Annotated in this window: 22 protein-coding genes; 14 read left to right on the top strand and 8 right to left on the bottom strand. The window is 33.3% G+C overall.

The features are described 5' to 3' along the window. The 3 genes from N4A55_RS08105 (at position 1) to N4A55_RS08095 (ending at position 2,109) form a co-directional block, all read left to right on the top strand. Entirely contained in the window at positions 1-1,164 is a 1,164-nt protein-coding gene (locus tag N4A55_RS08105) for an ABC transporter permease (protein WP_293755098.1), read from the top strand. A gap of 42 nt (positions 1,165-1,206) precedes the next feature. Then, positions 1,207-1,611, top strand: coding sequence for a hypothetical protein (locus N4A55_RS08100; protein ID WP_293755097.1), 405 nt, complete (start codon positions 1,207-1,209; stop codon positions 1,609-1,611). A gap of 237 nt (positions 1,612-1,848) precedes the next feature. Next, complete coding sequence (locus tag N4A55_RS08095; protein ID WP_293755096.1) at positions 1,849-2,109, top strand: hypothetical protein; 261 nt, start codon at positions 1,849-1,851, stop codon at positions 2,107-2,109. Positions 2,110-2,151: 42 nt separating this feature from the next. On the opposite strand, the gene N4A55_RS08090 is transcribed toward N4A55_RS08095, so the two are convergent. Then, positions 2,152-2,934 carry an SDR family NAD(P)-dependent oxidoreductase gene (locus N4A55_RS08090; RefSeq protein ID WP_293755095.1) on the bottom strand — a complete coding sequence of 261 codons (783 nt, stop codon included), beginning with the start codon at positions 2,932-2,934 and terminating at the stop codon, positions 2,152-2,154. Between the two features lie 235 nt (positions 2,935-3,169). Between N4A55_RS08090 and N4A55_RS08085 the strand changes: the two genes are divergently transcribed. From N4A55_RS08085 to N4A55_RS08035, 11 genes are all read left to right on the top strand, one after another. Continuing rightward, complete coding sequence (locus N4A55_RS08085; RefSeq protein ID WP_293755094.1) at positions 3,170-3,682, top strand: GNAT family N-acetyltransferase; 513 nt, start codon at positions 3,170-3,172, stop codon at positions 3,680-3,682. A gap of 398 nt (positions 3,683-4,080) precedes the next feature. Next, positions 4,081-5,307 carry an arginine deiminase gene (arcA, locus tag N4A55_RS08080; RefSeq protein WP_293755093.1) on the top strand — a complete coding sequence of 409 codons (1,227 nt, stop codon included), beginning with the start codon at positions 4,081-4,083 and terminating at the stop codon, positions 5,305-5,307. 26 nt (positions 5,308-5,333) lie between these two features. Further along, positions 5,334-6,320, top strand: coding sequence for an ornithine carbamoyltransferase (argF, locus tag N4A55_RS08075; protein WP_293755092.1), 987 nt, complete (start codon positions 5,334-5,336; stop codon positions 6,318-6,320). Between the two features lie 141 nt (positions 6,321-6,461). Next, positions 6,462-7,511, top strand: a complete 1,050-nt coding sequence (gene ord, locus N4A55_RS08070) for a 2,4-diaminopentanoate dehydrogenase (RefSeq protein WP_293755091.1) — start codon at positions 6,462-6,464, stop codon at positions 7,509-7,511. A gap of 25 nt (positions 7,512-7,536) precedes the next feature. Then, a complete protein-coding gene (ortA, locus tag N4A55_RS08065; protein ID WP_293755090.1) occupies positions 7,537-7,845 on the top strand; it encodes a 2-amino-4-oxopentanoate thiolase subunit OrtA in 309 nt (102 codons plus the stop codon). After that, positions 7,838-9,235: a 2-amino-4-oxopentanoate thiolase subunit OrtB gene (gene ortB, locus N4A55_RS08060; protein WP_293755089.1), complete on the top strand. Its 1,398-nt coding sequence runs from the start codon at positions 7,838-7,840 to the stop codon at positions 9,233-9,235. Before ortA ends, ortB begins: the two co-directional genes overlap by 8 nt. 81 nt (positions 9,236-9,316) lie before the next feature. Further along, positions 9,317-9,697 (top strand): ornithine aminomutase subunit alpha, encoded by a 381-nt coding sequence (locus N4A55_RS08055; protein WP_293755088.1) that lies wholly within the window; start codon positions 9,317-9,319, stop codon positions 9,695-9,697. A gap of 3 nt (positions 9,698-9,700) precedes the next feature. Next, positions 9,701-11,917, top strand: coding sequence for a D-ornithine 4,5-aminomutase subunit OraE (oraE, locus tag N4A55_RS08050; RefSeq protein ID WP_293755087.1), 2,217 nt, complete (start codon positions 9,701-9,703; stop codon positions 11,915-11,917). A gap of 39 nt (positions 11,918-11,956) precedes the next feature. Next, on the top strand, positions 11,957-13,330 hold the full coding sequence (locus tag N4A55_RS08045; protein WP_293755086.1) for a GlmL-related ornithine degradation protein: 1,374 nt from the start codon (positions 11,957-11,959) through the stop codon (positions 13,328-13,330). A gap of 48 nt (positions 13,331-13,378) precedes the next feature. Further along, positions 13,379-14,443: an ornithine racemase Orr gene (gene orr, locus N4A55_RS08040; protein WP_293755085.1), complete on the top strand. Its 1,065-nt coding sequence runs from the start codon at positions 13,379-13,381 to the stop codon at positions 14,441-14,443. 152 nt (positions 14,444-14,595) lie between these two features. After that, the gene (locus N4A55_RS08035; RefSeq protein WP_293755084.1) at positions 14,596-14,823 is read left to right on the top strand and encodes a DUF3892 domain-containing protein; all 228 of its coding nucleotides are present in this window, start codon (positions 14,596-14,598) and stop codon (positions 14,821-14,823) included. Between the two features lie 70 nt (positions 14,824-14,893). Here the strand turns inward: N4A55_RS08035 and N4A55_RS08030 are convergent, their stop codons facing one another. The 7 genes from N4A55_RS08030 to N4A55_RS08000 form a co-directional block, all read right to left on the bottom strand. Continuing rightward, positions 14,894-15,574, bottom strand: a complete 681-nt coding sequence (locus N4A55_RS08030) for a TetR/AcrR family transcriptional regulator (RefSeq protein WP_293755083.1) — start codon at positions 15,572-15,574, stop codon at positions 14,894-14,896. A gap of 43 nt (positions 15,575-15,617) precedes the next feature. Then, positions 15,618-15,947, bottom strand: coding sequence for a VOC family protein (locus tag N4A55_RS08025; RefSeq protein WP_293755082.1), 330 nt, complete (start codon positions 15,945-15,947; stop codon positions 15,618-15,620). A 36-nt stretch (positions 15,948-15,983) separates the two neighbouring features. Then, the gene (locus N4A55_RS08020) at positions 15,984-16,775 is read right to left on the bottom strand and encodes a hypothetical protein (protein WP_293755081.1); all 792 of its coding nucleotides are present in this window, start codon (positions 16,773-16,775) and stop codon (positions 15,984-15,986) included. A 3-nt stretch (positions 16,776-16,778) separates the two neighbouring features. Continuing rightward, complete coding sequence (locus N4A55_RS08015; protein ID WP_293755080.1) at positions 16,779-17,786, bottom strand: transketolase family protein; 1,008 nt, start codon at positions 17,784-17,786, stop codon at positions 16,779-16,781. Between the two features lie 3 nt (positions 17,787-17,789). Next, a complete protein-coding gene (locus tag N4A55_RS08010; RefSeq protein WP_293755079.1) occupies positions 17,790-18,644 on the bottom strand; it encodes a transketolase in 855 nt (284 codons plus the stop codon). 24 nt (positions 18,645-18,668) lie between these two features. Then, positions 18,669-19,922: an aminotransferase class III-fold pyridoxal phosphate-dependent enzyme gene (locus tag N4A55_RS08005; protein WP_293755078.1), complete on the bottom strand. Its 1,254-nt coding sequence runs from the start codon at positions 19,920-19,922 to the stop codon at positions 18,669-18,671. 92 nt (positions 19,923-20,014) lie between these two features. After that, positions 20,015-20,773, bottom strand: coding sequence for a hypothetical protein (locus tag N4A55_RS08000; protein ID WP_293755077.1), 759 nt, complete (start codon positions 20,771-20,773; stop codon positions 20,015-20,017). Positions 20,774-20,999 lie beyond the last annotated feature (226 nt).

The raw sequence follows: 20,999 nt of genomic DNA, 5'->3' as shown, positions 1-20,999 counted from the left end.
ATGAGCAAAAAGATTTTCATGGATATTTATTTTGAGAAGAAAAGATTTCTAATAATATTTTTTGTTTTTCTTGTTCTGCTTCTAACCTATGGAGGAGTACAATATCAAATAATTAAACAGCAGACTAAATCTGTCTTAACACCTGATATCAACCTTAAAGGTAAATCAAGCCAGGATGGAGTCTTCCATTATTGGTTATATCATGATGTGGATGGATTATCAGATGCATTGAAAGAACTATATGGAAAAGATATGAGCGTATATAAAACCATTACAAGAAATCTTTACTATATAGATGATCGTCTTACTTTTCAGAGTATATATTATGTAGTTACTGGTGTTGAAGACAAATTCTTTCAACAAGAATTAAAGAACAGTGTTTCTAAAGGAAGACTGCCAAGGAGTGGTGAGAAAGAAGTGGTCATTGGTCCATATTCAGCTAAGGAATATAATCTAGGTATAGGTGATTTGGTGAATCTAAGTGTCACATTAGAGAAAGATATAGCTGATGTAGAACCTAATCAATATAAAGTAGTAGGTATATTGGATGACAATGTAGAGCAATTCAAATCTTCAATGATACTTTCTATAGATACATATGAAGAATTGAATAATACAAAAGTTATAGAAAATGAAGTTCTAGTGTATTTCAAGAATAATAATAGCATTAATACCTACAAAGATACTATCTCTGAATTTACTAACATGATAGGAGAATATAATGTGGGAAGTACATCTTCCAATTTTAAATCTAATAATAATAAGCATAGGAACATAATAATAAATATTGTTATGATGCTTATCAGCAACTTTATCATAGTTTTCTTATTGATATCGTATCTGATGAAAGGCTTATCCAAAAAGATAGGTTTGTTAAAAGCTCTAGGACTATCCAATAGATATATCAATAAAATCTTTGTAGGAGGATTATCTATAGTCGTAGGAGGAGTATTTGTCATTTCCATTTTATTAGTGTCCTTGATCTTGAATGCAATGAATAGTAGTGCAACTAGTTTTTTGGGATATGAGATGAACATATATTCTATGGATACTGGAGTCATCATATATATGGCAGGGCTTTGCTTGTTTATTATAATCATCAAATATGTACTGATTAAACTTAAGACATATAGAATATATCCTATGGAAGCTATGGTGAAGTAATTAAATAATATCTGATTGTAAATTGTTATAGGGGGAAAGCCTATGAAAAGAGATACAAAACTATTATTGGTCTTAACTGTGATAAGTATATCATTTATTCTTGTATTCAATTTAATGAATAGACAGCATACGTCCAAAGCAGCGTTTGAGGAAGCTGTAGATTTTGGAAAGTACTCAGACAGTATATTTATACCTTTTGATGTCAAAAAAGATTCTATATTGAAATTTGAATGTAGTGCATCTGTAGAACAAGGGAATATTACAATACAGATTATTGATAAGGGAAATGAAATCCTATATACAAAAAGCGGAAGCAATTACGAAGATTCTATAGATGTGAAGATACCAGAAGGTTTATGGTATTGTAATATTATTATCAACAATAGCAATTCTCCAGATGATATGGCTGAAAAAGGAAATTATAGTGTTTATGGAAAACTAAAATAATATAAATTATAACAAGAGAACTCTTTAATTAAAATTATTGATTAAGGAGTTTTTTATTATGTATATAGATAATTATTATATACCTCATTATTTTTGTTGAAAACATACATAATACTTGTCCAGTAAAATATATTATATTAATAATAAGATACACGAGTAAATTAACAACTTTATTTTTTTAGCTGACTTTAGACAACTTATTACTGGATTTTATATAGGACATTAGCTATAGGTACAATGAATACATACGGAAGTCATATGCAGGTGGCTATGTTCTCAATAGCAGTAATATTGATAGGTGGTGCTTCAGTAACCAATGCTAAGATTAATCATGCAATTACTGGAGTTGTGTTGTTCCACATGATATTCATTGTATCTCCAACAGCAGGTAAAGCACTATTTGGAGCTAGGCAAGATGTAAAAAACATTATAATAATTAGATTATACAATAATGAAGGGGCGTCTCATAATACATTCAATATAAATAATGTATCATGAAACAGCCCCTTCTAATGTTCCCAACCCTATATAATGTAACTATTATTTTTCTTTTAATAAACAATATTGAGCAATATTAATTGCTGCCTCTCTTGGTAAAATCCTATTAAGCTGTCTTAAAAAATTATTCTTGATGCCTACTACTTTGAATAATTTATTTTTCATTAGAGCATTATAACCAGCAGTTGCAACTCTTTTAGAAGAAAGCATGGATTGGAATATACGTGCTTTGCCTGAACCTTTTGCACAATCAGTAAAATTAGTATCAGTAGGACCAGGACATAGAGCGGTAACTCTTAACCCATATGGCTTAAATTCATTATGAATAGCTTCGGTGAAATGTAATATATAAGCCTTAGAAGCGAAGTATACAGCCATATAAGGTCCACCTTGAAAGGCACTTGTTGAGGAAATGTTCAATATTCTTCCATGCCTTCTCTTAGCCATATCTATTGAAAATAGTTTAGTCATATGAGTAACTGTTCTTATATTAAGTTCTATAAGATCCAATTCTTTTTTAAGATTTGTCTCGATGAATGGACCATATGTTCCAAAGCCGGCATTATTAACTAATATATCTACTTGGATTTCCCTGTCAGTTATTGTTTTATACAGTTCATCAACAGCATTTCTTTTAGTTAGATCCCTCTGAATTAGACAAACTGGAACTTTATAAGTCTTTTTTATAGTATTCCTAGCTTCATATAGTGCAAGGATATCAGTACCAACTAATATTAAAGGGTAATTATTCTTTGCAAATATTTTAGCCAGTTCTAATCCTATACCTTTATTACCACCAGTTATTAATACAAAACCTTTTTTCATATAATCACCTTATTTCAAAATGTAGATATAGTTTTTGTATTTATTTCTTATTTATACTAAGTCACTAATCAACTTATATGGTAAATTATGTTTTTCTATGATAATAATGTTATAATCTGTCTGATATTGTGGTATAATTTTCAATGATATTATTAGATAACAAGAAAGGTATTGCTATATAGGCAGTTATACATGAGATAGATATAAAATAATTAAAATAGGAGAATGAATTATTATGGTAGAGATAGTTAAAGCAAAAATAGATGATATAGTTGATATTATGAAACTAATTAATGACTGTGTTAATAATATGAGAGCGAATAATATATTTCAGTGGGATGAACATTATCCTAATCAAGAGATAATGTTAAAAGATATAGAAGATAGTAACCTCTATGTCATGAAAGATGATAATAGTTATTTTGGTATAGTAACTATTAATGAAGAACAGGACAAGGAATACAAAACAGTTGATTGGAAGAGTGAATCAACAGGTATTCTTGTTGTACATAGATTGGCTGTAAGCCCTTTGGGGCAAGGAAAAGGTATTGGAAGGAGTTTGATGCTTTTTGCTGAAGATTTAGTTAGACAAAAAAACTATAAATCCGTTAGATTAGATACTTATAGTGGTAATCCTATCGCTCTTTCATTTTATAAAAGATTAGGATATGAAAAAGTTGGAGAAGTATATTTCACAGGTAGAGAGTTGGCTTATTATTGTTATGAGAAGATAATTGAAAAGAGTTAAGTGGTCTTAGACTCTATATAGTACTTTAATAAAGCAAAGTCTTGAAATCAATATGTTTTTTATATAATAATTCTATTAAACAATAATTTTTCTTAAGAAATTAATTAAAAAAATTTATTTATATTTAAACGGTTTATTTTAAAAGATATAGTTATAATGGGGATGTTAGTTGAATATTTATCCGAAAAGCATTGAATATAAATTCATAATATTTTAAAGGTAAAATTAATTAAAAAATGTGGTTGTTATTGAAGGTTAATTATGTGATAATATGTATGTAAAAGTGCATATTTCTGACACATGAACCGTTTTATTCATGGATGATATACTGATGATTTTTTTAAATTAATTAAGCTAGAACTATTAGTTTTAAATACTTATTTAAAAGGGGGAAGTTGATGTCTTACGATAATCCACTCCATGTAACATCTGAAATAGGTAAGCTTGTTTCAGTAATTCTTCATAGACCTTCAGCTGAAATAGAAAATTTAACACCTAATCTTATGGAAAAACTTTTATTTGATGAAATACCGTATCTAAAAGAAGCTATTAGGGAACATGACTATTTCGCTAGGACATTGAAGGAACAAGGGGTTGAAGTTCTTTACTTACAGGATTTGGTAGTTGAAGCAATAGAGGATAGGAAGGTTAGAGAAGCTCTAATAAAAGACTTTTTAAATGAAGCTAGAATATATGATGAAAGAATGAAATATGCGCTGTTAGAGTATTTTGATAATAAAGATGATGGCATGTTAATTAGAAAAATGATGTCAGGAATAAGAAAAAATGAAATACCAAACATAGCTAAATCTTTAGCTTACTTAGTAGATGAGACCTATCCTTTTATACTTGATCCTATGCCTAATCTATACTTCACAAGAGACCCTGCTGCTACAATCGGGAATGGCATAACAATTAATAAGATGAGAACGAGCACTAGAAATAGAGAGACACTTTTCATGAAATATATAATAGAGTACAATCCAAGATTCAAGGATAGTGACGTTCCAATATTATATAATCGCAATGAAAAAACATCTCTTGAAGGTGGTGACACACTAATTCTTAATAAAAATGTTTTAGCTATAGGTATTTCTGAAAGGTCAGAAGCACATTCGGTAGAGACACTTGCAAAAAATATTTTCAATTCAGGTCAGAGTTTTCACACAATACTTGCATTCAATATACCCAAGAAGAGAGCATTCATGCATTTGGATACAGTCTTTACAATGATTGATTATAATAAATTCACTATTCATCATGAGATAGAAGGTCCATTGACAGTTTATTCAATAACTAAAGAGAAAGATGATTCTATAAAGATTACCGAAGAGAAGGCAACATTACAGGAAATATTAAAAAAATATCTTGGATTAACGGATATTACTTTAATAAGATGTGCAGGCGGAGATAAAATAGATGGACCAAGAGAACAATGGAATGACGGTTCTAATACTCTTGCTATAGCTCCTGGTGAGGTTGTAGTTTATTCAAGGAATTATGTAACGAATAGGATACTTAATGAGAACGGTGTTAAGACACATGTTATTCATAGTTCGGAGTTATCTCGGGGCAGAGGCGGTCCAAGATGTATGAGTATGCCTATAATAAGAGAAGATATTTAATATAAATTTTTAAGGAGGAAGGGAATATGGCATTTAATTTGAAAGGAAGACATTTGTTATCATTAGAGGATTATTCTAAGAAGGAAATTGAGTATTTGATTGATTTAGCCAGTGAATTAAAAAGACAAAAATATGCAGGTATAAGACCTAAGAATCTTGATGGCAAAAACATAGCATTAATATTTGAAAAGCCTTCTACAAGAACAAGATGTGCATTCGTAACAGCTGCTGCTGACGAAGGTGCTCATCCAGAATATCTAGGAAAAGGTGATATTCAATTAGGTAAAAAAGAATCTGTTGCTGATACAGCTAGGGTACTTGGAAGAATGTTTGATGGTATCCAGTTTAGAGGATTTTCTCATAATACAGTATCTGATCTAGCAAAATATGCTGGTGTTCCTGTATGGAATGGACTAACAGATAAATTCCACCCAACTCAAGTATTAGCAGATTTCCTTACTATATTTGAACATATTGGTTACTTGAAAGGAATAAAATTCGCTTATGTAGGTGATGGCAGAAACAATATGGCTAACTCATTGATGATAGGTGCTTCAAAGATGGGTATGGACTTTAGAATAGTTTCTCCAAAAGAATTGTTCCCAGAACAAGAATTAGTAACTAAAGCTGAAGTATACGCTAATGAATCAGGTGCTTCTATAACAGTTACAGATTCCATTGAAGAAGGTATTAGTGATGTAGATGTCATCTATACTGATGTATGGGTTTCTATGGGTGAAGAAGAATATTTTGAAGAGAGAATTAAGATGTTAAAACCTTATCAAGTAAATATGAATATGGTGAATATGGCTAATAGTGAAGTTATCTTCATGCATTGTCTTCCAGCTTTTCATGATCTTAAGACTACTGTTGGTAAAGAAATAGAAAAGAAATATGGTATAAGTGAAATGGAAGTTACCGACGAAGTATTTGAAAGCAAATACTCAGTTGTATTCGATGAAGCAGAGAATAGAATGCATACTATAAAAGCTGTGATGGTAGCTACTTTATAAGTAATTAACAAACTAAGTAACCTATCAATATATTATCAGGGCTTTCTAACTTTGAATGGAGCTTTTAATTAGCATGACTTAAAAGGTTGATGTAGTGGGAAGTTGAATAGGTTGCTTAGAGTAGATATAGGAGGATAAGGTATGGAAGATATAAAAGTTATAATATGGGGATTTGGAGCAATGGGTAGCGGAATGGCTAATATGCTACTAAAAAAACAAGGTGTCAAAATAGTTGGAGTATGTGATAAAGACCCTAATAAAATAGGTAAAAGCATATATGAAGTATTGGGAGTAGAAAAAAAGGATAGAAGTGAGGTCATCATTAGTGGTGACGAAAATGAAATATTTACAGAGAAATGTGCAGATGTAGCATTACTATGTACAGATTCTTATGTTAAGGGTGCTTTTGATAAGATAGTATATATCCTTAAGAAGAAAATCAATGTGATATCAACGGCTGAAGAGATGGCATATTCAAGAGCTGGGTCTCCTAAGTTGTCAGATGAAATAGATAAAATTGCAAAAGAAAATGGCGTATCAGTTTTAGGAACTGGAATTAATCCAGGATTGATTATGGACTTATTGGCTGTTGTTTTAACAGGAGCTTGTGAAGAAGTTGAAAGTATAGAATGTGAAAGAGTCAATAGTTTATCACCATTCGGACCAACGGTAATGGAAGAACAAGGTGTAGGTATTAAAGCAGATGATTTTGATAGAAGAGTAGAAGATGGTTCTTTAGCTGGTCATGTAGGTTTTGCTGAATCCATAAGAATGATTACAGATGCAATCGGCTGGGAACTAGATGGACCAATTAGTCAGGGATGTAAACCTATTATTTCCAACGTCTATAGAGAGACACCTTATGCGAAGGTGGAAGCAGGTAATGTAGCAGGTGTTAGCATGGTTGGTCATGGAATGGTTAATGGGGAAAGAAAGATTAATATGATTCATCCTCAACAAATAGAGCCTGAACTTGAAGGGGTAAGTACTGGTGATTACATAAGAATCAAAGGTGTTCCAGATGTAAATATGGCTATTAACCCAGAGATTCCAGGGGGGATTGGAACTATTGCTATGTGTGTCAATATGATTCCTCACGTAATCAATGCAAGAGCTGGACTAAAGACCATGTTGGATTTACCAGTTCCAAGAGCTATTATGGGTGATATGAGAGATATGATAGAGAAATAGTTAGTACCAAAGGAGGGTATTTATTATGATAGCAATAAAAGGTGACTGGGTTAGAATTCATAATACTGTTTTAGAGCCTGATAAGAGGGCTAGTCATTTACCAGACGATACAAAAAAATGTCCTCTTGAAATGTGGGTAAAAGGTTATTTAGTTGATGAAGAAGCTTGTATAGATGATAGAGTTACTGTAAGAACATATATTGGTCGTGAGATAGAGGGTACTTTGATAGAAGTAAATCCAAGCTACCAACATACTTTTGGAGATTACATTCAAGAACTTTCTTATATTGGTAACCAGCTTAGGACAATACTAGGAGGTGAGGATAGTGAGTAGAGATACTAGTTATGAAGCAATAATGAGCAGAAAAAATGAGATAATGAAAAAAGCAGTAGGAATTGACTACACTGAGTTTGAAAAAGAAGGTGTTGTTTTTGATTATGAAGGTATGATGAAAAAAACAGGCTATGAATTGGACCAGGTAAGAGAGATTGAAAAGAAAACCAGTGTTGGAGATACACCTGTATATGAACTTAAAAATCTTACAAAACTTGCTAGAAAAATAAGTAGCAAAGGTAAAGGTGCTAGAATATTTTTAAAGGACGAAGCAGCCAATCCATCAGGTAGTTTCAAAGCTAGAAGAGCAGCAGTATCCGTATATCATGCCAAAAAATTAGGATATAAAGGTGTGGTAGCTGCAACTAGTGGTAATTATGGTGCAGCAGTTGCAAGTCAAGCAGCCATGCAGGGATTGAAATGTATCATCATCCAAGAATGTTATGACAGCAAAGGAAAAGGACAGCCAGAGATTATTGAAAAAGCAAGGAAATGTGAAGCTTATGGTGCTGAAGTCATACAACTTACAGTAGGTCCAGAGTTATTCTATACTTTTTTGAAAGTACTTGATGAAACAGGTTATTTCAATGCTTCTCTATATACACCTTTTGGTGTAGCGGGTATTGAAACTCTTGGATATGAGCTTGCTACATGGTTTAGAGAGAATGAAAATAAAGACCCTGATGTAGTTGTTATTACTAATGCAGGTGGAGGAAATTTGACAGGAACTGCAAGAGGTTTATTAAAATTAGGAGCCAATGATACCACTATAATAGGTGCAAGCGTTGATCTGACTGGACTTCATATGGCAAGTGATAACCAGTTCAATAAGAAATCATTTACTACTGGACATACAGGTTTTGGTGTGCCTTTTTCAACTAATCCAGATAGATCAGATGTTCCAAGATCAGCTGCAAGACCATTAAGATATATGGATAGATATGTTACTGTTTCTCAAGGAGAAGTATTTTATATGACAGAAGCTATGGCAATGATTGAAGGACTTGAGAGAGGGCCTGCTGGAAATACATCAGTAACAGCAGCCTTCAACCTAGCTACTCAGATGGATGAAGATAGAATAATCGTTGTACAGGAAACAGAATATACAGGAGCTGGTAAACATGTATCTGCTCAATTATCTTTTGCAAGAGAAAACAGCATAAGTATAGAGATTGGGGATCCAGTTAATCAAATTCCAGGTAAGAATATTATATTACCAAAACATCCTAGCCTAATAAAAGCTAAAGAAATAGATATGATGAAATTGAAGAAATCTTATATTAAGAATCTAAAAACTGACAAAGGATTTTCAGATGATGAAGTGGGGTTCATAGCTGAAGAAATAAAACTCAGTGTGAAAGAGGTTAAGAGGATAATAGAAGAAATGTAATGGTAATTGACATTAGAATAGATAAAGATTTATAAGTTATGGGGATTTAATGGAAATAGTTTAATTATAAGGAGGATGTTTATGGGTAATAATCGACTGGATGACTATGAATCAAGAAGGAAACATTTGCAGAATCTAACAGAAGATGAATTAGAACAAAGATTCTGGGAGCTAGCTGAAAAAATAGTTGACCCTATGATAGAGATGGCTAAGAATAATACTTCACCATCAATTGAACGTTCAGTATTATTGAGAATGGGTTTTTCCAGTATTGAATCCAAAGCTATTGTATCATCTTTAATGGAAAAAAATAAGCATCTTGTGGGAAAAGGTGTTGGACATCTAGTATATAGAGTCGCTAGAGATAAAGATTTATCCATAAGGGAAGCAGGACTAAGGTTAGCTAATAATGATGAAGAGCTATTGGCTCACTTAGAACAAGTTTTTGGGGGAGGAAAGTAACAAATGAATCTAAAACCTAATGAAAAACTGGATATAGATAATATCTTGGAAGATTTAGAGCATTATTCACCTCGTAGAATGGGATGGCATTGGAGAGATGGTAGAGGAGAAGTAAGAGAAATAGGACCATTTTGCTACAGTGATACCAGTGAAAACTTAACACAGAGTCAACCACTTCCAGCTGCCCATTATTTCAATAACATTGACCCACAGCCTGATAGCGTTATCACTACAGAGATTGCATCAGGGAGGTTTGAAGATGATATTCGTAGAATGCGTATGGCTGCTTGGAATGGTGCTGACCATCTTATGGTAATAAGAACTGCTGGACAAAGCCATTTTGATGGTTTAATTGAAGGAACACCACAAGGTATAGGTGGAATTCCAATAACAAGAAAACAACTTAGAGCTCAGAGGAAGGCACTAGATTACATTGAAGATGAAGTGGGTAGAGAAATTAATTATCACTCATATGTAAGTGGTGTTGCAGGACCAGAAATCGCTGTAATGTTTGCAGAAGAAGGAGTTAATGGAGCTCATCAAGACCCACAATATAATGTTTTATACAGAAACATCAATATGATTCGTTCTTTTGTAGATGCAGCCAATGCAAAACATGTAATGGCTTATGCAGGCATAGTACAGATAGATGGAGCTCATAATGCTAATGCAACTGCAAGAGAAGCATGGAGAGTAATGCCTGAACTGATGGTACAGCATGGACTTAATTCAATGTTTTCAGTAAAATCTGGGATAAAAAAAGAAAATATATGCTTATCATCTGTTCCACCAACTGCTCCACCAGCACCTTGTATGAGGCTTGATCTACCTTATGCTATAGCACTAAGGGAATTGTTCAGAGAATATAAGATAAGGGCTCAGCAGAATACGAAATACATGGGTTCATCAACAAGAGAAGCTACAGTAACTCATACTCTTAACCTGCTTATTTCCAAGCTAACAAGTGCTGATATACAATCAACTATAACTCCTGATGAAGGAAGAAATGTACCTTGGCATATATATAATATAGAAGGTACTAATACTGCTAAACAAGCCATGATAGGTATGGATGGATTAAAAGACATGGTAGCCTTGAAGAGAGATGAAGGATTTCTTCCAGAAAAGATACGTGAATTAAAAGAACGTGCAGTATTATTTATGGAAGAGATACTTGATATAGGTGGCTACTTCAATGCAGTTGAAGCTGGATTCTTTGTTGATTCAGGGTGTTATCCAGAAAGGAATTATGATGGTATTGTGAGAAAGATCAATGGTGGAGTTGGTGCAGGTACAGTTTTCACTAGAGATGAAGATTATATGGCGCCTGTTACAGCATTCTTTGGTTACAATAATACCTCTCAATATGGGGAAGAAGCAGTTAAAGACCCTTCATCACTAATAAGCGGATGTACTTTCGAAGATAGAAGTAAGATAATGTACATAGATGAATTAGATGAAGAAGATAATGTATATAAGAGATTGGAAGAAACAAAAGATATAAGAAAAACTTCAATATTAAAACCAGAAATGGAATGGATGGGTGATGGAACAGTACTTATAACTATGATGTTACCCACTGATGAAAGAACAGCAGAATTTGCAGCAGTTGAGATAGGTAAGAAAATGAATCTTGAAGAGGTTGAAGTCATTCACAAACAAGTTATGCAAATAGCAGAGGGGACTAGAATAGAAATAAAAGGTAAGGTATCATTTGGGGTTGATATCAATGACCTTGTAATACCTCCAAAGCCAATCGTTATGAGTGATGATGAAATAAGAGAGGATATAAAGAATAAGCCTATGAAAATTGTTGCAGGAACTATTGGGGAAGATGAACATTCTGTAGGTCTTAGAGAAATATTGGATATTAAACATGGGGGAATTGAAAAGTACGGAATCGAATGTCATTATCTTGGAACATCTGTACCTGTAGCAAAGATTGTTGATTCAGCTATAGAGCTTAATGCAGATGCTATACTGGCTTCAACTATAATAAGTCATGATGAGATTCATTATAAGAACATGAAAAGAATCAATGATTACTGTGTTGAAAAAGGTATAAGAGATAAGATAATTCTTGTAAGTGGTGGAACACAAGTTACACCTGAAATAGCAGTCAAGAATGGTATGGATGCTGGATTCGGAAGAGGCTCAAAAGGTGTAGATGTGGCTACATTCTTAGTTAAAAAAAGAAGAGAGAATGAAAAAGATAAATAGACCAAAATAGGAATCTCTAAATAGAAATGAGTGATAAATATGAAAGTGGATCTTATTTCAGCTGAGATAGGAAGTACAACTACAGTTGTTAATGCATTTGCAGATATGGAAACAGATCATCCTAAGTTAGTTGGTCAAGGTCAATACTATACAACTGTTCTTGAAGGAGATGTGACGAAAGGGCTAAAGAATGCTTTTAATGATCTAAAGAAAAACCTGAATGTCTCTTTTATTGAATATGAAGAATTCTTTGCTACTAGTAGTGCTGCTGGGGGACTTAGAATGACTGTTCATGGATTAGTCCATGACATGACAGTAAAAGCTGCCAAAGAAGCGGCACTAGGAGCAGGAGCTAATATCAAATTCATAACTTCAGGGAAACTAAGAAGAACAGATATAAATACGTTAAAAGAAATTAGACCCAATATCATTCTATTAGCAGGTGGAGTTGACTATGGGGAGAGGGATACTGCGTTATATAATGCAGAGTGTATTGCTGGTATTGAAGATCTGAAGGATACACCTGTCATATATGCAGGCAATGTTCAGAATCAAGATGAAATCAGAGAAATATTTGAAGAAGTTTCAAGGCGAGTCTATATTGTGGAGAATGTTTATCCTAAGATTGATAAGCTTAATGTGAAACCCACAAGATTAAAGATTCAAGAAGTTTTTGAAGAACACATAACAAAAGCACCAGGTATGGAGAAGGTACGTGAACTAGTAAATATGAGTATATTGCCTACACCAGGAGCTGTTATGAAGATGGCTCAGTTATTAGAAAAAAAAATAGGAGATTTGGTAGTTGTAGATGTTGGAGGAGCTACAACAGATGTCCATTCTGTAACAATGGGCAGTGATGAAATCAATGAAATATTAGTAAATATAGAGCCAATGTCAAAACGTACAGTTGAAGGTGATCTTGGAGTTTATATTAATGTAGGCAATATAATAGATAATATAACTCTGGAAGAGCTTTCAAGAAAAATGAATATTGATATGGCTGTTCTACAAGATATAACCCATAACTATAAACCTATTCCTGAAACAAAACTTGAAAAGGATCTGATAAAACAATTAACTCTTGAAGCTAGTACTATTGCTATTAAAAGACATGCAGGAACCTTAAGGTATCTATATGGTACAACAGGTAAAAAAACTATAGCTGAAGGAAAAGATTTAACTAATGTTAAGTACATAATAGGAACAGGTGGTGCATTAACTAGACTTGAAGGAATAGATATTCTCAGAAAGATGTTGCGGGGTAATGGAGATGAGTTACTGCCATCAAAAGATGTGAGAATATTAGTTGACAGATTATATATAATGGCCTCATTAGGTGTAATATCAGAGAAATATCCAAAAGGAGCACTAAAATTACTATTAGAAAGCCTAGAACAAGATAAAGAATAACTTTATTAAGTATCTATTAATATTTGTATTGTTCTATAGGAGGTTATAATGTGTTATCCAAGAGTCGAAATAAATCTTGTGAAAATTAGAAATAATGCGAAGAAATTAGTTGAAATGTGTAATGAAAACAATATAGATGTGGTTGGAGTTACCAAAGTTTTCTGTGGTAAACCTAAGATAGTAAGGGAGATGGTAAAAGGAGGTATAAGAGTAATAGGAGATTCACGTTTAGAGAATCTGAAGAAATTGAAGCGTTTCAAACTTCCAAAACTATTACTTAGACTACCTATGATAAGTGAAGCAGAAGAAGTAGTCCAATATGCTGATATATCTCTTAATTCTGAAATACCAACTATTAGAAGATTATCAAAAGAAGCTAAAAAAAGAAATATCAGGCATAAGATAATTCTAATGGTTGACTTAGGAGACCTTAGAGAAGGTATTTTTGATAAAGAAGAGATATTTGAAACCGTTGAAATAATGATTTCATTAGATAATATAGATTTAATAGGAATAGGAACTAATCTAACATGCTACGGAGGGGTTCTGCCGGATAAATATAATCTTCAACGTCTATTAACTTTGAAAGAGAGTATTAGAAGGAAATACAAATTGAATCTAAAAGTGGTGTCGGGAGGAAATTCTAGTAGTCTTCATTTGATTGAAGAAGGAGATATGCCTCAGGGAATTAATCAATTACGGTTAGGGGAATCAATTGTACTTGGAAGAGAAACAGCTTATGGAAAAAAAGTTGAAAATACTTTTCAAGATGCAATAACTCTTCAATGTGAGATAATAGAATTACAGGATAAACCATCAGTGCCTATAGGTATTATTGGTATGGATGCTTTTGGTAAGGTACCTTTCTTCAATGATAAAGGTATACGAAGAAGAGCTATCTGTGCTATTGGAAGGCAGGATGTTGATCCTATACATATATTACCAGATGATAAAAGAATTGAAATTATTGGCTCTAGCAGTGATCACTTGATATTGGATGTAACAGATAGTAATGAGAATTATAATGTTGGCAGTATACTCAGATTTTCTTTGAAATACGGTAGTGTATTAAGTTTATTCACATCAGAATATGTGAAAAAGATTTATATATAGATTACATAATCAATAAAATACAAATTATTGAATATTTTTCCTTAATTGGTACAAAATAAGAGTGTAATTATTAATATATCAAAAGTAATCTACTGACATAATTACATTGCTTATCAAAGAGAATAAGTTTTGTACTATAAAGGAGGATTTCAATGGAAAAAGCTAGAATCACTAAGGTAAGAAAAGATGGTTATGGTAAGATAACAGATGTTATGCTTGATGATGGTAACTCTTATCCTATTGAAGATGCTATTAAGATGGCTCAAGAAAATCAGATTGATGGTGTTAACGTAAGCAGAGCTAAAAATGGTATAGAGTTTCTAAGAGCTGATCCAGATGGAACAACAGATAATAATTTGGATAATCTTCCAACGTACTAGAAGTAAAGGTATGTAATAATAGACCCCAATGCAAAAAATTATGAATGCATTGGGGTTTGTTTGGTAGTTGTTATATTAGAGCTTTCTTCATGAATTTTAGAATTTCATTGATAACCATTTCCTCATTATCTATAGTATCATATCCAGTAAATATTTTCATGCGCTCTCTGTAGTAATCAGATGTATATGAAAATTGGAACATGATAATCAGATTATCAATGCAAAAAGAAGCTACGTTGTAATTCATATTTTTATCAATAAGATTACTTTCCTGTGCAGATTCCAATATATCCATATAAAAATTAGCTGTTATGTCTTCTAGTTTATGAGAGAGTCTACTAGAAAATTTACTTAATGCTTGAGTAGTAACATCAAGATATATTTGGTTAAATTCTGGATATTTGATTGCGTAATGCCTAGAAGCTCGTAACAGTTTTTCAAGGGTATAGAATATATCACCTTCTTCAGTGTCTATAGAATATAATACTGATTCTAGAACCCCAAAACACTCATCTACAATTGTTAGAAATAGATCTTCTTTAGAGGCAAAATAACTATACATTGATCCAATACTAATTTCTGCTTTTTTGGCTATTGTATTGATGTTAGATGCATTATATCCATTTGTAGCGAATTCAGAAGTAGCTACAGCTATAATCCGTTTTTTACGTTCTTCAGATATCTTATCAAAAGTACTTTTATGATATCTAGTTCTACCAGTAATTCCATTAGTATGTAGTGTAGTATTCATTTTAACCCCCTTTGTAAACAAAAAAGCACGTAATATATTGAACTTATTTAAATGGATATAGATTCCCGTCAGGGTCTTTCATGAAAACCCACTCAGTACCATCAGTATTTTGAGGTTCGCATAAAAATGTTATGCCTTTAGCCTTTAATACATTATACCACTGCTTAACATTTTTTACATCCAAAGTGAAATGTGTTGGTCCTGGTTTATTCCATACTGGATGTTGGCTAGGTACACTAGGGAAGAATTCAAATATCTCCACTACACCACCTTTTGGAGCTCGTAAAAAACCAAAAGTTCTGCTATAGAAGTCTACAGCATCTTCAAAATTAGAGACTGTAATTCCTACGTGACTTAATGACCTTATTTTCATGTTAATACATTCCTTTCCAAAGTTATTGAAATATAATCAACTTCCTTTTGCGTAGGAACCGACAAGTAACATATATTCACCTAGCCTCGCCCCGAATTCAGGTGCACCCTCCATAATCAGTTTTTCTGTTATAGTAGCTTCAATCATATCGGAGGTACCTAAAAGTGTTCCAAGTGCACTATCAGTAGAATCAAAACGCATAGTGAAAAATGGCTTAGAACGTTTATATTCTCCACGTGCAGCCTTGGATTTTCCTGCTTTTATTCTTATATAAGAAGAGAGTTCTGGTTTTCCAGTCACTTTCCATTCAAAAATACGGTCGGGACTCTTTTTAACCCATTTTGATACTTCTGGATGACCTGTCTTATTAAGCTGACTTATACCAGTTGATAGTAGAGAAAAATATAATTTTACAACTAAATCTTTCTCATCATCATTTTCAGGAGGTTCGGTGACACCAAGTAATTTAGCCATATACATAAGAACTGATAGAGTAGCAGTAAGTAGACCAACACGATACCAGCCTTTTATCTTAGGGAGCTTCTTGCTATTACCTGCGAAAAAGTCATTAAGGTCTTTTATACTGCGAAATTCAAGCTCAACATCACATTTGTCATTAGGACCTTTTACAACTGTAAAATCCCCATTTTCAATGATATAATGAGTGCCAACTTTTCCATCAGGGTCTTTTGCACTTATACCGACTATTCCGTTCTTATTTTTGAATTTCTTTGCATATTTATAATTTGATGCGATAATCGTTTTAACTAATGGAAGTACTGCATTAAGAAATATTTTATTAGCGTAAATATCTTCTCTAGTAGCCATTATCTACACCTCGTCTTCCCAATCTTCATCTTCTTCAAATTCTAAGCCGATTAGTTTTCGAACGTTTTCTACTATTCCATTAGTATCTATTTCATAATAAGCCATCAAATCTTCATGAAGACCTATAATGGAGAAGGTATCTGGAATACCAAGTTTCCTGAAGGCACAACCTTTTCCACTTTCAATGATTACTTCAGCTACAGCGCTTCCAAGTCCACCCATTACATTATGATCTTCAACGGTTATGATTCTTCTTGTCTCATATACTGCTTTTAACACAGCTTCTCTGTCTATAGGTTTTATTGTATGCATATTAAGGACTCTTGCCTTTATACCATCCACACTGCTAAGGATTTTTGCGGCTTCTATAGCTTGATATACACAAGAACCACAGGCGATGATAGTCAAGTCATTACCATCCATCAATTGGTGAGCTTTGCCTATTCTAAAATCATAATCAGTATTCTCATATACTTTTTGGTCAAAACCTCTGTTGATTCTAATATATACAGGACCTTCTGTTTCATAAGCTTGAACAACTGCATTGGCAGTTTCCATACCGTCAGCAGGTACAATAACTTTTAGATTAGCCATTGAACGCATTATAGCAATGTCTTCTGTACAATGATGAGTTGTTCCAGCCTGACCAAAAGACAATCCTGCATGAGTAGCTATCATTTTTACATTTAGATTCTGATAACATATGTCTGTATGTACTTGGTCCAGTGCTCTCATAGAAGTGAAGATTGCAAAAGTGGATACAAAAGGAACAAGGCCGCATTTTGCCATACCAGAAGCAATACCAAACATATTTTGCTCAGCTATTCCTGCGTTAAAGAATCTATTTGGAAACTTTTCTGCAAACAAACCTATCTTGGTAGATTTGGCTAGGTCTGCTGAAAGTCCTACTATCTCTGGATGCTCTTTGCCTAATCTACATAGAACACTACCATACATCTCAGCTGTTGAAAGATTAGTTGTATCAAGCATTGTATATGTTAAACCACCCATAGTCTATACTCCTTTCACACGTTTTTTATAGTATTTTTCCAAGCTTTTTTTACTCTGTGCTATCTTTTCAGAATTAAGTCCGCCATAATGCCATTTATAGTTGTCTTCCATAAAATCAATGCCACAGCCTTTTATGGTATTTGCAATGATGACAACAGGAGCTTTATCTTCAGCTAATGCGTATTCAATGGCTTCTGACAGTTCAGTGAAATTATGACCATCTACTTCTTTTACAATGAATCCAAATGCTTCCCATTTTTTTGCAAATGGTTCAAGGGACATAACATTTTCTGTTGGACCATCAATCATACAACGATTCCTATCTACTATAGTTACCAGATTGGTTATTTTATAATGAGCAATTGACATTGCAGCTTCCCATACAGAACCTTCATCACATTCACCATCACCAAGTAGACAATAGGTTTTGTAGTCTTTGTTGTTTATACGTGCAGCTAACGCCATACCAACAGCTATTGGCAGACCATGACCCAATGAACCAGTAGATGCATCGACTCCTTGAACTTTGTTGGAATCAAGGTGCATACCAAGTTCAGAACCTGTGTGATTATATTCTTTCAGTAGTTCTTTATCAATGTAACCTTTGTCAACAAGGACTGGTGCGAAACCTACACCAATATGACCTTTACTAAGAATAAAACGGTCTCTATCCTCCCATAGAGGTTTTGATGGGTCAATGTTCAGGTATTTATAATACAGTATAGTTAAGATATCCATTGCACTTAGGGAACCACCTATATGTCCGCTGCCTGCCCAAACAACAGTGTCAACGCATAGACTACGTAATTCATGTGCTTTTTTCTCTAGGTTTTTTATTTCTATGTCAGTTAATGGCATAATTATCTCCTTTCCAAGAAATATCTATATTTCCTTATGATTATTTTTAACTACTCTAAAGCTTTCATCTGCTATTTCATGGGTTAGTTTTATATCTTCATCAGATAGGGCACAGTTAATGAATAGATTATGATGGTTAGCGAAGAAAGCACCTCTTCTAACACATTGGGAAACCCATTCTTGATGAAGGGTTAGAGAATCATCGTTAGTAATTCTCATGTACCACATAGATGGTACTCCTGTAACTTTTAGATTAAAACCATAACTTTTACCTATCTCAACTAAGCCATCAGTGAGTTTCTTACCCTTATCCTGCATCAATTTCGGTCCATCCAGTTTCTTTAACTTCTTAATACATGCCATACCAGCGGCAAATGGTACAGCAGACAACCAGTAGCTTCCAGTATACATAACTGATGAAACTGCATCTTTCAGGGCATCTGTTCCACATAATGCAGAAAAATTATAGCCATTACCAAGAGCTTTACAGAAACACATCAAGTCAGCCTTGAAACCAAAGTAATGATCAGAACCTTTCATATCTAATCTGAATCCACATCTAACATCATCAATAGCTAATACTATTCCATAATCCGTACATAGTTTTCTAATTTTCTGCCAGTAATCTTTTTCGGGTAATTCATTGTCAGTAAATACTGGATGATGATAAGGAGTTGCCATGAAACAGGCTATATCATCAGGATTCTCCTTAACGATTTTTTCCACTTGCTCATAGTTGTTCCAGTCCACGTAGAGGTTATTTACTACATCTTCCTCACATATGCCTGGATAACCTAACTTCTGTGTCCAAGGGGCTACCCCGTGATAACCACCATTAACAAGAATGGTCTTCTTCCTTCCAGTAGCTGCTTTTGCAATCATAAGTGCAAAACTTGTGACATCTCCACCATTTTTTGCAAAAAATGCCCAGTCCGCCATCTCTACAGTATCAACCAGAAGTTCAGCAAAATCCACCATGATGGAAGAGGGAGCAGTTGTACAGTTACCAAGCTTCATTTGCTCTGCAACTGCCATATCAACATCTTCATCATTGTAGCCGAGAACATTGGGACCATATGCACACATATAGTCAATGAAGCGATTACCATCTACATCCCAGAAATAAGCTCCTTTTGCTCTAGATGAGAAAAATGGGTAGCTTTGTACTGGTATAAAACAACCTTCAGCAGGACCTAAGTGTCCATAAACTCCTGTAGGTATTAAATTCAAAGCTTTCTTGAACAGCTTTTGATTTTCGTTATAAGTATAGGTTTGCAATTGTTTAACCTCCTTACTCTAAGAGAAATTTTAATGAAATAGTAAAGTTATACACTTTCTATTTTTGAAACTTTTTAATCCTGATTTGTTTTTTATTGTAGATAGGATGATACCAGACCAAGTAATTTGTTCATATTGTCCAGCATAGGAATATAACCTTTCATTTGAAGTTTTTGAGTTGCAATACAAGAATAAGTGTCTATCTGACCAGTTAATATCTTATTAGTGGTGATAATATCTGAGAAGGTCATGGAAGCCCTGTTATTAGAAGATAATCCTTTCTTTGCTTTCAGATGACCATTCTTTGCGATAAGATGTATTCCCGTATTACTTTCTGTTATTGATACATTGATAATTCCATCTGGTATTCTTTTGGCGCTGAGTTTTCCTATTGGATCTGTGTTCCCGACTTGTGCAAGAGCAAAAAAAGCAGTGTAAGCAGTTAGTATGGTATTATTTTTCAGATAAGTTTCGTCTTCTAATAGAGATGGAGTAGGTTTCAAGTAATATGACAATTTGTCTGTGAGAGTTATGAATTCATTTTTGAGGAAGCTGATTTTGGTGAGTCCTTTTAGAGGTATTGGATTAGCTTTTCCATCAATCATTTGGTTGAAATGATGTGGAGATTTGAAATAAAGGATAATATTACATTTGTCCAGATTATTACTGAATGTGCATGTGCCGTCTTCAAAGGATAAATATCCTTTTGGACCGTTCTTAACAACAAACTTAATCCTCATGCTTATGTTTTTCATAAGGATTTTCATATCCTTATCCAATTCACATAAGTCTTCAAGGTTTCGAAGTACAGCATAAAGATTAATGTTCGCTTTGGTTAATTCCTGTGTCACATAATCTCCTCCTTTCATATAACACATATACAGTTGAATGTACCTATATAACATTATATTACTGTACATGCATTTATAGAACGAGCGCTCACTCTATATTATGGTTGCGTTGGTGCATAAGTAAATTATGAAGAGTTATTTTTTATTTCTAATAATTATTTATAGTCTTGAACACAATAATAAGAGGATAAATAATAAAAATTATACTAAGTCTTTATTTTTTTAA

The organism is Vallitalea sp. (assembly GCF_025211055.1).
Lineage (GTDB): Bacteria > Bacillota > Clostridia > Lachnospirales > Vallitaleaceae > Vallitalea.
The sequence above is the reverse complement of the archived record's forward strand: the minus strand, read 5'-3'. Positions and strand labels throughout refer to the sequence as shown.

Bases quoted from the DNA above. Each gene is read 5' to 3' on its own strand.
- ortA (WP_293755090.1), top strand. From the start codon at position 7,537: ATGATAGCAATAAAAGGTGACTGGGTTAGAATTCATAATACTGTTTTA.
- N4A55_RS08095 (WP_293755096.1), top strand. From the start codon at position 1,849: ATGAATACATACGGAAGTCATATGCAGGTGGCTATGTTCTCAATAGCA.
- arcA (WP_293755093.1), top strand. From the start codon at position 4,081: ATGTCTTACGATAATCCACTCCATGTAACATCTGAAATAGGTAAGCTT.
- N4A55_RS08105 (WP_293755098.1), top strand. From the start codon at position 1: ATGAGCAAAAAGATTTTCATGGATATTTATTTTGAGAAGAAAAGATTT.
- N4A55_RS08090 (WP_293755095.1), bottom strand. From the start codon at position 2,934: ATGAAAAAAGGTTTTGTATTAATAACTGGTGGTAATAAAGGTATAGGA.
- N4A55_RS08085 (WP_293755094.1), top strand. From the start codon at position 3,170: ATGGTAGAGATAGTTAAAGCAAAAATAGATGATATAGTTGATATTATG.
- N4A55_RS08015 (WP_293755080.1), bottom strand. From the start codon at position 17,786: ATGGGTGGTTTAACATATACAATGCTTGATACAACTAATCTTTCAACA.
- N4A55_RS08045 (WP_293755086.1), top strand. From the start codon at position 11,957: ATGAAAGTGGATCTTATTTCAGCTGAGATAGGAAGTACAACTACAGTT.
- ord (WP_293755091.1), top strand. From the start codon at position 6,462: ATGGAAGATATAAAAGTTATAATATGGGGATTTGGAGCAATGGGTAGC.
- N4A55_RS08100 (WP_293755097.1), top strand. From the start codon at position 1,207: ATGAAAAGAGATACAAAACTATTATTGGTCTTAACTGTGATAAGTATA.
- N4A55_RS08030 (WP_293755083.1), bottom strand. From the start codon at position 15,574: ATGAATACTACACTACATACTAATGGAATTACTGGTAGAACTAGATAT.
- orr (WP_293755085.1), top strand. From the start codon at position 13,379: ATGTGTTATCCAAGAGTCGAAATAAATCTTGTGAAAATTAGAAATAAT.
- argF (WP_293755092.1), top strand. From the start codon at position 5,334: ATGGCATTTAATTTGAAAGGAAGACATTTGTTATCATTAGAGGATTAT.
- N4A55_RS08025 (WP_293755082.1), bottom strand. From the start codon at position 15,947: ATGAAAATAAGGTCATTAAGTCACGTAGGAATTACAGTCTCTAATTTT.
- N4A55_RS08055 (WP_293755088.1), top strand. From the start codon at position 9,317: ATGGGTAATAATCGACTGGATGACTATGAATCAAGAAGGAAACATTTG.
- N4A55_RS08035 (WP_293755084.1), top strand. From the start codon at position 14,596: ATGGAAAAAGCTAGAATCACTAAGGTAAGAAAAGATGGTTATGGTAAG.
- N4A55_RS08010 (WP_293755079.1), bottom strand. From the start codon at position 18,644: ATGCCATTAACTGACATAGAAATAAAAAACCTAGAGAAAAAAGCACAT.
- oraE (WP_293755087.1), top strand. From the start codon at position 9,701: ATGAATCTAAAACCTAATGAAAAACTGGATATAGATAATATCTTGGAA.
- N4A55_RS08020 (WP_293755081.1), bottom strand. From the start codon at position 16,775: ATGGCTACTAGAGAAGATATTTACGCTAATAAAATATTTCTTAATGCA.